Annotated in this window: 10 protein-coding genes; 9 read left to right on the top strand and 1 reads right to left on the bottom strand. The window is 66.3% G+C overall.

Annotation, left to right across the window (positions count from 1 at the left end; all coding sequences use genetic code 11):
* Nucleotides 1–48 precede the first annotated feature (48 nt).
* The 3 genes from CKW37_RS07185 (at nt 49) to CKW37_RS07175 (ending at nt 2,754) form a co-directional block, all read left to right on the top strand.
* Nucleotides 49–1,245 carry an EAL domain-containing protein gene (locus CKW37_RS07185; protein WP_095154996.1) on the top strand — a complete coding sequence of 399 codons (1,197 nt, stop codon included), beginning with the start codon at nt 49–51 and terminating at the stop codon, nt 1,243–1,245.
* A gap of 112 nt (nt 1,246–1,357) precedes the next feature.
* Nucleotides 1,358–1,816 carry a YbjN domain-containing protein gene (locus CKW37_RS07180; protein WP_095154995.1) on the top strand — a complete coding sequence of 153 codons (459 nt, stop codon included), beginning with the start codon at nt 1,358–1,360 and terminating at the stop codon, nt 1,814–1,816.
* Nucleotides 1,813–2,754, top strand: a complete 942-nt coding sequence (locus tag CKW37_RS07175; RefSeq protein WP_095154994.1) for a peptidylprolyl isomerase — start codon at nt 1,813–1,815, stop codon at nt 2,752–2,754. Before CKW37_RS07180 ends, CKW37_RS07175 begins: the two co-directional genes overlap by 4 nt.
* Before the next feature lie 381 nt (nt 2,755–3,135).
* On the opposite strand, the gene CKW37_RS07170 is transcribed toward CKW37_RS07175, so the two are convergent.
* Entirely contained in the window at nt 3,136–4,458 is a 1,323-nt protein-coding gene (locus CKW37_RS07170; protein WP_095154993.1) for an MFS transporter, read from the bottom strand.
* Between the two features lie 250 nt (nt 4,459–4,708).
* Between CKW37_RS07170 and CKW37_RS07165 the strand changes: the two genes are divergently transcribed.
* The 6 genes from CKW37_RS07165 to CKW37_RS07140 all read left to right on the top strand — a co-directional run bounded on the left by CKW37_RS07165 (nt 4,709) and on the right by CKW37_RS07140 (nt 12,705).
* Complete coding sequence (locus CKW37_RS07165; RefSeq protein WP_095154992.1) at nt 4,709–5,791, top strand: alkene reductase; 1,083 nt, start codon at nt 4,709–4,711, stop codon at nt 5,789–5,791.
* A complete protein-coding gene (locus CKW37_RS07160) occupies nt 5,788–7,638 on the top strand; it encodes a long-chain-acyl-CoA synthetase (protein WP_095154991.1) in 1,851 nt (616 codons plus the stop codon). The genes CKW37_RS07165 and CKW37_RS07160 overlap by 4 nt, the downstream gene beginning before the upstream one ends.
* On the top strand, nt 7,631–8,716 hold the full coding sequence (locus CKW37_RS07155) for an MBL fold metallo-hydrolase (protein WP_095154990.1): 1,086 nt from the start codon (nt 7,631–7,633) through the stop codon (nt 8,714–8,716). Before CKW37_RS07160 ends, CKW37_RS07155 begins: the two co-directional genes overlap by 8 nt.
* A gap of 67 nt (nt 8,717–8,783) precedes the next feature.
* Entirely contained in the window at nt 8,784–10,451 is a 1,668-nt protein-coding gene (locus CKW37_RS07150; RefSeq protein ID WP_095154989.1) for a DUF1302 domain-containing protein, read from the top strand.
* 90 nt (nt 10,452–10,541) lie between these two features.
* Nucleotides 10,542–11,753: a thiolase family protein gene (locus CKW37_RS07145; RefSeq protein ID WP_095154988.1), complete on the top strand. Its 1,212-nt coding sequence runs from the start codon at nt 10,542–10,544 to the stop codon at nt 11,751–11,753.
* 4 nt (nt 11,754–11,757) lie between these two features.
* On the top strand, nt 11,758–12,705 hold the full coding sequence (locus CKW37_RS07140; RefSeq protein ID WP_095154987.1) for an OB-fold domain-containing protein: 948 nt from the start codon (nt 11,758–11,760) through the stop codon (nt 12,703–12,705).
* Nucleotides 12,706–12,894: the final 189 nt, after the last annotated feature.

Below are 12,894 nucleotides of genomic sequence, written 5' to 3'. Positions count from 1 at the left end.
GCTGCACCGATAGGAATATGGGGCCTGGCCTATACGAGGGAAGCGGTTGTGCCTGCGAAGTCTTTGCGTGTCCTGATTCTTGAAAATCACTCTTTTCAGCGCGCCATCGCCGTGAAGATCCTTTGTCAACTCGGTTGCCGGGACGTCTTGGAAGCGTCCGCCGGCAGCGAAGCGATCACCTTGCTCGAGCGCATCGGCCGGGTCGATGTGGTGGTCTGCGATGTGCGCATGGAAGGTATGGACGGCCTCGAGTTTCTCCACCGCGCGGCGCAGGCGTCGCTGATCGGCGGGGTGATCGTCAGCAGCGGGCTGCATTCCGAGGTGCGCCGGGCCATTACCCTGCTGGTTGCTCGCCTGGGCGTGGTGTTTCTCGGCGATGTCGGCAAGCCGCTGCACCTGGAGAGCATGCGTGACGCACTGGCGCGGGTGCGCACCTTGCCCGCGCGCTCACTGGCCGCACCGGCCCAGGGGGTGGTGGTGACCGAAGCGGATATCCGCCGAGGGCTGTCGTACAAGGAGTTCGGCGCGCATTTCCTGCCGCGCTGTGATCTCGGCAACGGCGAAATCAAGGGCGTGGACGTGCGGGCGAGCTGGAAGCACCCGGTCCATGGCCTGCTGGCCGACAACCTGTTCATGCCCCTGGTGGAACGCGCCGGCCTGCTGGACGACATGCTGGTGGTGTTGCTGGAACAGGGCCTGGCCCTGCAGCGCGAACTCATGGCGCAGGGGCGGGTGCTGCGCCTGTGCTTTGCCCTGCGCTTGTCGCAGCTGTGTGGCCGCAGCCTGACCCGGCGAATCAAGTCGCTGATGCAGTTTCATCGTTCGGTGGGCCAGGGCATCGCCTTTGAATTGGCGTTCTGCAGCCCGCTGGAGACTTCGGCGATGCACCTGGAAAGCCTGACGCGCCTGCGCATGCTCGGTTGTGGCTTGTGCCTGGGTGAGTTCGGTAGCAATGGCGGGGCTTTCCAGCGCTTGTGCCAGTTGCCGTTCAATGAAATCAGGCTGGCCAGCCAGTTCATGCACGAACTGGAACACCAGCCCCGCCACCGCGCGGTGATCAGGAACAGTCTGGCCCTGGCCGGGTCGCTCGGCCTGGGCGTCACCGTCACCGGGGTGGAAAGCGCCGGCCAGCACCTGATCCTGATGGACATGGGCTGCGCGGTCGGCCAGGGCAGCTACTTCGCACCGGTGCTGGACCGTGAAGAACTGGTCCGGCGCCTCGGTCGGGGTACGCGCGGTTGCTGATGGACATGTTTATGACGGAAGGAGGTGTGGTGCGTCTGTACCGAATGCTAGCAATGTGCTACAAACTTTCGCTTTAACTTCAGGCTTTTAACCGCGCAAGGAAGGTGACCCCGTGACTGCCAATACCCTGATCGAAACCGTAAGTGCCGATTCCCTGACCACCCTGCTGCAAGACGCCGGTTGCCGGGTCAACCGCACCGAGCAAAACGCTGTGATTCAACTGCTCAGCGCCAGCCAGGGCGTCGGTTACGCCGTCCGTTTCGGTAACAGTGCCCCGGAAGAAGGACAATTCCTGGACTTCACCTACAGCTGTGCACTGCGCATCCAGGGTGAGCTGCCTGAAGGCCTGACCAACCTGTGGAACGCTTCGCGTCGTTTCTCCCGTCTGGCTCAACAGGGCGAGTTCCTGGTGCTGGAAAAAGACGTGATCGTTGCTGACGGCGTCAGCCTCAAGCACCTGCAAGGCTCCCTGGTGCTGTGGGACCGCCTGCTGCAAGAGTTCGTTGTCTACCTGCGTGACTACAGCCGCAACGTCGCTGCTGCCCAGGCGCCTGTGGAAAGCGCTTCGTGAGTCGCGGTCGCCTGTGGGCCGGCGCTGGTGCGCTGGCCGTGCTGACCGTTGCGGTCACCCTGGCCCTGCGTCCTGGCGACGATCTGGAGGCGGCCAGCCGCACTGTTCCGGAAACCGAAAGCGGTACCGCGCTGGCTCGCCTGGGTGACCAGCAGGTCAACGCCGAAGAGCTAAAGGCGCTGTTCGCCCAATTGCCGGAGCAGGCTCGCCTGCAACTGCGCAATGATCGTCCTGCGCTGGAAACCTGGATCCGTGCACGCCTGGCGGAAAAGGCCCTGTACCAGCAGGCCGAAGCCAAGGGCTGGTCGAAGCGTCCCGATGTGGAAGCCCAGACCCGCGCCGCGATCGAGCAGATCGTCCTGCGCAGCTACCTGAGCAGCGTGACCAAGGTGCCGGATGACTATCCGCCCGAGCAGGACCTGAAGCAGGCCTATGAGAACGGCAAGGCTTCGTTGCAGGTGCCGGCGCTGTACCGGGTCAGCCAGATCTACCTGGCCGTACCGGACGAGCAGGCCCTGGAGTCGGTGCGCAAGCAGGCTGAAAGCATCGCCAAGCGTGCCCAGGCTTCCGGCGCCGACTTCGCCAAACTGGCAGAGACCTACTCGCAGGACACCGGCAGTGCGAAGCAGGGCGGCGATATCGGTTTGCAACCGCTGACGCAGTTGCTGCCGGAAGTCCGTACCGCAGTGTCGAAGCTGAAGGTCGGCGCGGTCAGCGAACCGTTGCAAAGCCCGCTGGGCCTGCACATCGTCAAGCTGGTCGAACTGCAACCGGCGCGCGTCGCCACCTACGACGAAGTTCGCGGACAACTGCGTGACGCCCTGCGTGCTCAGCGTCAGGAACAGTTGGCCAAGACCTACGTCGAAGGCATGTTCAACAGCGCCACCCTGAGCATTGACGGGGCTGTACTGAACAAGGTTATCGAAGCCGAGAAGTAATTGCCCTTCGCTAGCACGGCTATCACAGGCGGCTGGGATGTAGTGGCCGCCATGTGCTAGCCGGAGTGTCTTCAGCGCTGTTCAGATCGAGCGCCGCCCGCGCGGCGCATCGCGAGCAAGCTCGCTCCTACATCGGTTGCAACGTACCTATGCCTGCAAGGCCATGGTTGACCGCCTTGGTGGTTCGGCTTGATTTCAAGGCTGACGCCAATCCCACAGGCCATGGCGCGTTACAACCGATGTAGGAGCGAGCTTGTCGGGGCGCCGAACCGTCGCGATGCGCCGCGCGGGCGGCGCTCGATCTCAAGGGCGCTGAAAACATACCGGCAGGCACATGACCGAAAGATCTGCAGACACCCATCCAGCAATCGGGCCTTCAACTCAAACGCCGACCACTGCTCCCGCCACCACATCCTCTGCCTGCAACTGCCGCCGATACCGCGGCAACGCCATCGCCAGAAACCCCGCCGCCAGCACCAGCAACGACACCGATGCCGCCAGCGCATAGCGCAGCGATTCGCCGCCCAGCGAGGCGACGAAGAAGTCACTCAGCACGCCAATCACCAGCGGCCCCAGGCCAACCCCCAACAGGGTCATGGACATGACGAAGATCGCCGTGGCCTGAGCCAGGCGCGTGGCCGGGAACAAATGGGTGATCGCGCCCAGGCACGGCGTCGCCCACCACACGCCGAAGAAACCGAACGCGCTGTAGAACAGGAACGCCTCGGGCACCGGGATGCTGCCGATATGGAAGGCGATGCCCTGCGGCCAGAGGAAATAGGCGAGGGCGAAGGGGATGCTCAGCAGGGTGCCGAGCAGCGGCACGCCGATCTGCCAGCCGACATCACGCCGGGCCAGACGGTCGGTGAGCAGGCCGCAGGCGAGGGTGCCGATGGTCGAGCCGGTGCCGCCAACCACCCCCACCAGGAAGCCGGCTTCCTGCATGTTCAAACCATGGGAGCGGATCAGGAAGCTCGGGCTCCAGGTGCCGATGGCATAACCGGCGATCGCCGCCGTGCCGCCGGTCAGCACCAGCCAGAAGAATGACGGCATGCGGAACAATTCCACCAGGGTCTTGGCCCAGCCATCCTGCGGCGCCGCCGTGGACTGGCGGATCACCGCGGGCTTGGGTGCACGCACGGTCAGCAGCAGGACCAGGCCGAGCAGGATGCCTGGTGCGCCGATCAGCAGGAACGCATAGCGCCAGCCGTGGTGCTGGGCAATCCAGCCGCCGAGGCCGAGGCCGACGATCGCGCCCAGGCTCGAACCCAGCATCAGCACCGACAGCGCGGTGGAGCGGCGGTTGGCCGGGTACAGGTCGGAGACCATCGCCACCGACGGCGCGGTGCCGCCGGCTTCGCCCACCGCCACGCCAATCCGCGCCAGCACCAAGGTAAGGAAGTTGCCGGCCATGCCGCAGAGCATGGTCATCAGGCTCCAGGCCATGCAACTGAAGGCGATCACCGGCTTGCGCCCGATGCGGTCCGAGAGCCGTCCCAGCGGGAAGCCGAAGACGGTGTAGAACACCGCGAACGTGACCCCTGAAAGCAGGCCGATGCCGGTGTCGGAAATGCCGAATTCGAGCTTCACCGGCTCGATCAGGATCGCCATCAACTGGCGGTCGATGTAGTTGAAGACGTAGATGCTGGCGAGCACCAGAAGCGCGTAGTGCGTGCGCCAGGTGACGGGATTGGGTGGGTTCACTGCGCTGCTCCGGTTCTTGTTATATCGAGCTGGATCGTCGGCGCATCCCGCACCTCTTTCATCGTCCGTTCAGACCATTTTTCCTGCGCTTTTCAAGGCGCTGCCGACCTTACCTGAAGCCGCGAAACTAGTCTTGTCGGACGATGTTTCAGCCTCGCCGCGGATCAATCATGCAGCCCATCTCCGGGGTTGCGGCAATGCGCCAAGCGGCCCGTCAGCCCCGGACACAACAAGAAGTTAAGGAGCTGACATGAGCATCTTGTTCGAGCCGGTGCGCCTGGGCGAACTGCAACTGGCCAACCGTATCGTCATGGCCCCGATGACCCGCAGCCGCGCCGACGCGCAGGCCGTTGCCACCGCCGACATGGTCGAATACTACCGCCAGCGGGCCAGCGCCGGGCTGATCGTCGCCGAAGGCACCGCGCCGTCGGCCAGTGGCCTGGGCTATTGCCGCACCCCGGCGATCTACACCGCCGAACAGATCGCCGCCTGGCGCCAGGTGACCCGCGCCGTGCACGAAGAGGGCGGGCGCATCGTCCTGCAACTGATGCACGTCGGCCGCGCCGCCAGCCGTTACAACAAGCCGGCCGGGGCGGCCACCGTGGCGCCTTCGGCACTGCGCGCCAACACCCAGGTGTTCACCGACGCGGTGGGCATGGCCGACACCGAGCAGCCCGAAGCCCTGAGCATCGAAGGCATCGCCGCGGTGATCGCCGAGTACCGCCAGGCCGCGCTGAATGCCCGCGAGGCCGGCTTCGACGGCGTCGAGCTGCATTGCACCAGCGGCTACCTGCCGATGCAGTTCCTCGCCTCGGGCAGCAACCAGCGCACCGACGCCTACGGCGGCAGCGCGGAAAATCGCGTGCGGTTCGTCGCTGAAGCCGTGCAGGCGATGGCCGATGCCATTGGTGTCGGGCGAGTCGCCGTGCGGTTCTGCCCGGGCAATCCCTACAACGACATCCAGGACGACGACCCCGCCGCCACCGCGATTGCCCTGTGCACCGCGCTGGCGCCGCTGGAGTTGGCCTACCTGCATGTGATGCGTTCGCCGCTCGGCAATCTCGATGCCTTCGCCCTGGCCCGTGCCCACGGCAATCAGCGGCTGATCCTCAATGACGGTTTCGACGGCGCCTCGGCCCGCGCCGCGGTGGACGCGGGCGAGGGTGTGGCGGTGTCGTTCGGTCGGCATTTCATCGCCAACCCGGACCTGGTCGAGCGCCTGCGCCACGGCCAGCCACTGGCCGCCTTTGACCGCAAGACCCTCTACACCGCCGGCCCGCGGGGCTACACCGATTACCCCGCGCTTAGCCTGGCGGCGGAGGTGACCCCATGACCCTGCCATCGTCCGGCCTGCCGTCCAGCGTCGTGGTGCCCCGCGAGCAGACCCAGGCCATCCTCGACCGGCGCGGCGCGGCGGCCGCGCAGATCAAGCCGGCGGACCACTACACCCTGGCCGACCGCCTGGAGCAACAAGCTGAGCGCTTCGCCGAGCGGCCCTTTCTGATCTACGGCGAGCAGACCCTGAGCTACGCCGAAGTGGACGCCCGCGCCAACCAGATGGCCCACACCTTCTACGCCAAGGGCCTGCGCGCCGGCGACGTCTGCGCCATGGTCATGGAGAACCGCCCGGCGTTCTTCTGCACCTGGTTCGGCCTGGTCAAGCTGGGTGTGGTGGTGGCTTTCATCAATACCCAGGTCAACGGCCGGCCGCTGTTGCACGCACTGGAAACCACCGCGGCCAAAGCCCTGGTGATCGGCGAAGAATGCCTGGGCAACGTGCTCGCCACCGAGGGCCTGCCGACGCTGGCCTACTGGCTGGTGGGCGACGAGGAAAACCGCTGGGCGGGCGATCTGCCCGGCTTTATCGACCGCCAGTTCGCCACGCGCCTGGACAGCGCGCCGCGCAGCGCCTTCCCGCGGGATATCCGCGCGGCGGTCGAGGCGCAGGCGCCGACCTTGCTGATCTTCACCTCCGGCACCACCGGCCTGCCCAAGGCGGCGCGCTACAGCCATATGCGCTGGATGTCCTCGGGGGACGTGATGGAAGTCACCCTGGCGGCGACCTGCGACGACGTTTTCTACTGCTGCCTGCCGCTGTACCACGGCGCCGCCGCCACCTCGGTGACCTCCACCGCGCTGCGCGCCGGCGCCAGTATCGTGGTGCGGCGCAAGTTCAGCGTCAGCGAGTTCTGGCGCGATGTGGTGCGCCACAACATCAGCGTGTTCCAGTACATCGGCGAAATCTGCCGCTACCTGCTCAACCGCCCGGAACAACCCGGCGAGCGGGACCACAACCTGCGCTGCATGCTCGGCGCCGGCCTGACCCCGGAGTCCTGGCAGCGCTGGATCGAGCGCTTCGGCCCGGTCCAGGTGTTCGAAGGCTGGGGCGCCACCGAGGCCAACACCGCGCTGATCAACGTCGACAATTATGTCGGCGCCTGCGGCCGGGTTCCCGATTGGACACGCACCAACCTGCGGCTGATCCGCTTCGACGTGGAAAACGACTGCCATCCGCGGGATGAAAACGGCTTCTATCAGGTCTGCGAAGTGGGCGAGGTGGGCGAGGCCATGGGCTTTATCGTCAACCACCCGGAGATCGGCGGCGGGCGCTTCGAGGGCTACACCTCGGCCGACGCCACCGAGAGCAAGATCCGCCGCAATGTGCTGCGCGAAGGCGATGCCTGGTGGAGCTCGGGCGACCTGCTGCGCCAGGACGCCGATGGCTACTGCTACTTCGTCGACCGCATCGGCGACACCTTCCGCTGGAAGAGCGAGAACGTCTCGACCCAGGAAGTGGCCGACGCGCTGGGCGACCTGCCGGGACTGGAACTGATCAATATCTACGGCGTGCAGGTGCCGGGCCACGAAGGCCGCGCCGGCATGGCGGCGGTGCTGATGCAGGCGGGCGAAGTGTTCGATCCGCAGGCGCTGTATGCCCTGAGCGAAGAGCGTCTGCCGCGCTACGCCGCGCCGCTGTTCGTGCGGGTCAGCGCGGCGGCGGACCTGACCAGCACCTTCAAGCTGCGCAAGGTCGATCTGCAGCGCCAGGGTTATTGCCCGGACGCGTGCCGCGATCCGCTGTACATCCGTGACGAGCAGTCCGGCACTTACCAGCCGTATTCGCGGGCCTTGCTGCAGCGCCTGGAACTGGCACCGTTCGTGGTCGCCGACCATGGCTGACCTCGACCACAACGGCCACGAACTGCGCGACGGCCTGCGCTACCCCTGGCCCGAAGCGCCGGCTGGCGGCGAGGTGCGCAAGGTGGCGGACGGCGTGTTCTGGCTGCGCATGCCGCTGCCGTTTCGCCTCGACCACATCAACCTCTACCTGCTGCGCGACGGCGACGGCTGGGTGGCGGTGGACACCGGGATGAACACCGAGCAGACCCGCGAAGTCTGGGAGCAGGTGTTCACCGGGCTGTGCGCCGGCCAGCCGCTGCGGGCGGTGGTGTGCACCCATTTCCATTCCGACCACGCCGGTGTCGCCGGCTGGCTGGCCGAGCGTTTTCGTTGCCCGGTGTACATGACCGAGGCCGAGTACCAGTCGCTGTACGTGAAGGTGCCGAGCGGCGCCGAGCCGGGCTGGGACTTCCTCGCGCACTACGCCCGGGCCGGCTTCAACGCCGAACAGGCCGGCGACATGTACCGGACCATCCAGAACGGGCATTTCCGCCCGCTGCACTTCAACAGTTACCGGCGCCTGCGCGAGGGCGATCGCCTGCGCATCGGTGGCCGCGCGTGGCGGGTAGTGGTGGGGCGCGGCCATTCGCCGGAGCACGCCTGCCTGTACGCCGAAGACGACGGGTTGCTGATTTCCGGCGATCAGGTGCTGCCGCGCATCACCTCGACGGTGGGCGTGCACGCCACCGAGCCGGACGCCGATCCGCTGCGCGACTGGCTGGCCTCGATCGATCACCTGCGCGACGTCCCCGACAGCGTGCTGGTGCTGCCGGCCCACGAACGTCCGTTCTTCAACCTGCATGCACGCCTGGACCAGTTGGCGGCCCATCACCGGGCCCACCTGGCGCTGCTGTTGGCCACCTGCGACGAGCCGCGCAGCGCGCTCGAGCTGATGGCCGTGCTGTTCCCGAAGCTGTCCGGTCGTTTCGACGAACTGATGGCGCTGGGCGAAACGTTGGCCCATGCCAACTTCCTCATGGCCGAAGGGTCGCTGTCGCGGGCGGAACACGGCGGGCTCTACCGCTACCGACGGCGCGATCCCGACGCACCCGCCACCGATCCGCGCGACGTGTTGTGAGCGTCCGGCACGGCGGCAATGTTGCTCAAACCCGGCAACCCGACGGTTGCCACACAGGAGAGTCAGTGTGATCGATAAAAACAACAATAATGCGCCTGGCCTTGGCTCACGCGGGGGCCAGGTCACCTGCCTGGCGGCGGCCATTGCCCTGGCATCGACGCAGGCCTTGGCCGGCGAGACCATCGAGTTCGACAACGGCGCCACCATCGACTGGTCGGTGACCACCAGCTACGGCGTCGGGGTGCGCCTGGGCGAGCAGAGCAGGCGGCTGATGGGCGTCAACGCCGACGACGCCAACCGCAACTTCGACCGTGGCGCCCTGACCACCAACCGCATCGGTGCCCTCGGCGAGATGATCCTGCGCAAGGACAACTACGGCGCGGTGGTGCGCGCCAGTACCTTCTACGACGACGTCTACCACAAGAGCAACGACAACGACTCGCCGGCCACCGTGAACAAGAGCGGCGACCACGACGAATTCACCAGCGACACCCGCTACTACAGCGGCGGCCGCACCCGCCTGCTGGATGCCTACGTGTTCGGCGGCTGGCGTTTCGACAACGACACCATGCTCGACGTCAAGGCCGGGCGGCATATCGAGTCCTGGGGCGAAAGCCTGTACTACCCCGGCGTCAACGGCGTGCAGAACCCGTCCGACGCGGTCAAGGCCGCGCAGCCCGGGGTCGAGGTCAAGGAAGTGCTGCTGCCGGTGGGGCAGGTCTCGGCGTCGTTCCGCCTCAACCCGCAAATCACCTTCGGCGCCTATGTGCAGTACGAATGGAAGGGCACCGAACTGCCGCCGGTGGGCAGCTACTTGTCCAGCAGCGATGTGATCGGCCCGGGCCGCGAATTCCTTTACAGCGGCACCAGCAAGATCGCTTATCGCGGCACCGACGAACCGCGCGACAGCGGCCAGTGGGGCGTGCAGGTGCGCTTCCGGCCGGTGCCGGCGATCGAGATGTCGCTGTTCCACGTCAACTACCACGACAAGAACCCGGCCACCGCCCTGGTGGGCTATGACCCGGTGCCGGTGGGTGGCGGCCTCTATGCCTTTGCCGCCAACGGCTACAAGGTCAAGTACTTCGAGGACATCAAGCTCACCGGTATCAGCGCTTCGACCAAGCTCGGCGAGTACCAGATCGGTGGCGAATGGTCGTACCGCGACGGCGCGCCGGTGATGGTCAACACCGGTCTGGGGCCGGTGCCGACCCGCGGCAAGGGCCAGCAGATGCAACTGTCGGCGATGCGCGTGCTGGGCGACCGGCCCTGGGCCAGCCAGACCACGCTGACCGCCGAAGTCGTTCATGTACGGGTGGACAGCGTCGATGACGCCTCCGCCGCGCCCAACCTGCAAGGCGTCAACCTGTTGCCGTCACTCGGCGGCATGGTGGGGAATTCCGATGACTACACCTACAAGACTTCATCCGCCTGGCGCAGCCGCGACTCCAGCGCCTACACCCTGGGCGCATCGTTCAGTTATCCGGGGGTTTTCCAGGGCTGGGATCTGGAAGTGCCAGTGCGCTTCTCCAACGTGTTCAGCGGCTCGACACCCATGGCCGGCAGCATCTCCGGCGTGCAGGGCGACCGACGCCTGAGCGTAGGCACCACGTTCAAGTACCTGGGCAACCTCGAAGTCGGCCTCAACTACACCGGCTACCTGGGCTCGGCGGACCCGGTCAAGCGTCCGTTCGCCGACCGCGACTACGCCACGTTCTCGATGAAATACAGCTTCTGAGTCGCACGCGGCCCGGGCGGCCTGCGCTGGCCCGGGCTTTCACCATCATCGACACAACAACCGGGCCACAGGCCCGGACGGGGAGGGACTATGGGCCTCAAAGGGCACGCGGCCATCGTTGGCACCGCGCAATACAAGCCGGAGAAGTACGCCACCGCGCCGAAGATGTTTCACCTGGAGCAGGTCGCCGACCTGGCCGCCCGCGCCTTGCGCGACGCCGGGCTCAAGGCCGAGGACCTGGACGGGCTGGTGATCAATGGCCCGCAGTTTCATGAGGCGTCGGTGTTCGTCCCGGCCATGGCCGCCGAGTACCTGGGCCTGCGCCTGAACTTTGCCGAAGTGGTCGACCTGGGCGGCTGCACCTCGGTGGGCATGGTCTGGCGCGCCGCCGCCGCCATCGAACTGGGCCTGTGCCAGGCCGTGCTGTGCGTGCTGCCGGCGCGCATGGCGCCGTTCGGCCCGGACGAAGACCCGAGCTGGATGGCCCGGGCCATGCGCTTCGGCGGTCACAGCACGGCGTTTGGCGCGCCGGAAGCCGAGTTCGACCTGCCTTACGGGCATATGGGCCAGAACACCGGTTACGCGATGATCGCCCAGCGCTACGCGGCGCAGTACGGCTACGACCCGGTGGCCCTGGCGAAAATCGCCGTGGACCAGCGCACCAACGCCCAGGCCAACCCGGAGGCGATGTTCTACGGCCAGCCGCTGACCATCGAGCAAGTGCTGGCCAGCCGCATGGTCGCCGACCCGCTGCACGTCCTTGAAATCGTCATGCCGGTGGCGGGTGGCGCGGCGATGATCATCGCCTCGAAGGAAGTCGCGGCCCGTTCGCGCAAGCGCCCGGCCTTCGTCACCGGTTTCGGCGAGCACCTTGCGTTCAAGTCGCCGTCCTATGCCGCGGACATGATCCACACGCCGATCGGCCCGGCGTCCCAGCGCGCCTTCGCCATGGCCGGGCTCAAGCCGGCGGACGTCGATGCCGCGCAAATCTACGACTGCTACACCATCACCGCCTTGCTGACCCTGGAAGACGCCGGTTTCTGCGGCAAGGGCGAGGGCATGGCCTTTGTCCGCGAGCACGACCTGACCTGGCGCGGCGATTTCCCGATGAACACCCATGGCGGCCAGCTCAGCTTCGGCCAGGCCGGGTCCGCGGGCGGCATGTCGCAGGTGATCGAGGCGGTGACGCAGATTGCCGGCACGGCGGGCGAGCGTCAGCTCAAAGGCTGCGACACCGTCTATGTCTCCGGCACCGGCGGCGTGATGAGCGAGCAGGGCGCATTGATACTTCAGGGAGCATAAGAGCATGTCCAACAACAAACCGATGCCCGTTGCCACGGAGATTTCCGCGCCGTTCTGGGAAGGGATCAAGGCCCGTCGCCTGCTGATCCAACAGTGCAACGCCTGTTCGCACTGGGTGTTTTACCCGCGCCGGCATTGTCCGTCGTGCCTGGCCCATGACCTGGCGTGGCGTGAAGTGCCGGGCCGGGCAACGTTGTACAGCTACACCCTGACGCGCATCCCGACCCTGCCGGACTTCGCCGATGAAATGCCGCAGAAACTGGCGGTGGTCGAACTGGCCGAAGGCGTGCGGATCAACAGCAACCTGGTGGGCCTGGACGAAGACGAAATCCACATCGGCATGGCCTTGCAGCCGGTGTTCGCTGAAGTGGATGGCAAGGGCAACCGCCTGTTGCGCTTTACCGGCCTGGACAAGGACGCCGCCGCGCTGGAGCCGCTGCCGGGCCTGGAACCCGAGCCGCAACCGGCCGAGGATACGGCGCCGGTGCGCAAGATCGACTTCAACGATGCCGCCGCCTTGCAGTCTCTGGTCAGCGACAGCTTCAGCGACTGGAGCAACGTGATCGTCGTCGACCAGGCGCTGATTGACGCCTTTGCCCAACTGTCCGGCGATGACTACTGGATTCACACCGACCCCGAGCGGGCGCGCCTGCAAAGCCCGTTCGGCGGCACCATCGCCCATGGTGCGCTGGTGCAGGTGCTGCAATCGCGGATGAAACTGGCATTGGGCTTCGAGATCACCGGCTTCGGCACCCAGATCAACTACGGCTCCGACCGCCTGCGCTTCCCCGCGCCGGTGCCGGCGGGTGCGCGCATCCATGCGCGGGCGCGGGTCAAGAGCGTGGAACTGCTCGGGCGCGGCACGCAACTGACGCTGGAGATCAATATCCATGTGCTGGGGCAGGAGCGGCCTTCGGTGATCAATGATCTGGTGATTTTGTACCGGGCCTGAACGGGGTTGGATGCTCTGATGACGCCGCACGCCGCGGCGTCTGGACTCGCGCGCTCGTGTAGGAGCGAGCTTGCTCGCGATAAGGTTGGGTGTTGGCGTCGTGGGCTTATCCATTCAATGGGGGAACGCTGAGGACGCTATCGCCGGCAAGCCGGCTCCCACAGGGTTCGTGCGGCGCACCTGATATTT

This window comes from Pseudomonas sp. Irchel 3E13, from assembly GCF_900187455.1.
GTDB lineage: Bacteria > Pseudomonadota > Gammaproteobacteria > Pseudomonadales > Pseudomonadaceae > Aquipseudomonas.
The sequence above is the reverse complement of the archived record's forward strand: the minus strand, read 5'-3'. Positions and strand labels throughout refer to the sequence as shown.

Excerpts from the sequence above, each read along its gene's own strand:
- CKW37_RS07165 (WP_095154992.1), top strand. The coding sequence starts at position 4,709 with ATGAGCATCTTGTTCGAGCCGGTGCGCCTGGGCGAACTGCAACTGGCC.
- CKW37_RS07160 (WP_095154991.1), top strand. The coding sequence starts at position 5,788 with ATGACCCTGCCATCGTCCGGCCTGCCGTCCAGCGTCGTGGTGCCCCGC.
- CKW37_RS07155 (WP_095154990.1), top strand. The coding sequence starts at position 7,631 with ATGGCTGACCTCGACCACAACGGCCACGAACTGCGCGACGGCCTGCGC.
- CKW37_RS07145 (WP_095154988.1), top strand. The coding sequence starts at position 10,542 with ATGGGCCTCAAAGGGCACGCGGCCATCGTTGGCACCGCGCAATACAAG.
- CKW37_RS07140 (WP_095154987.1), top strand. The coding sequence starts at position 11,758 with ATGTCCAACAACAAACCGATGCCCGTTGCCACGGAGATTTCCGCGCCG.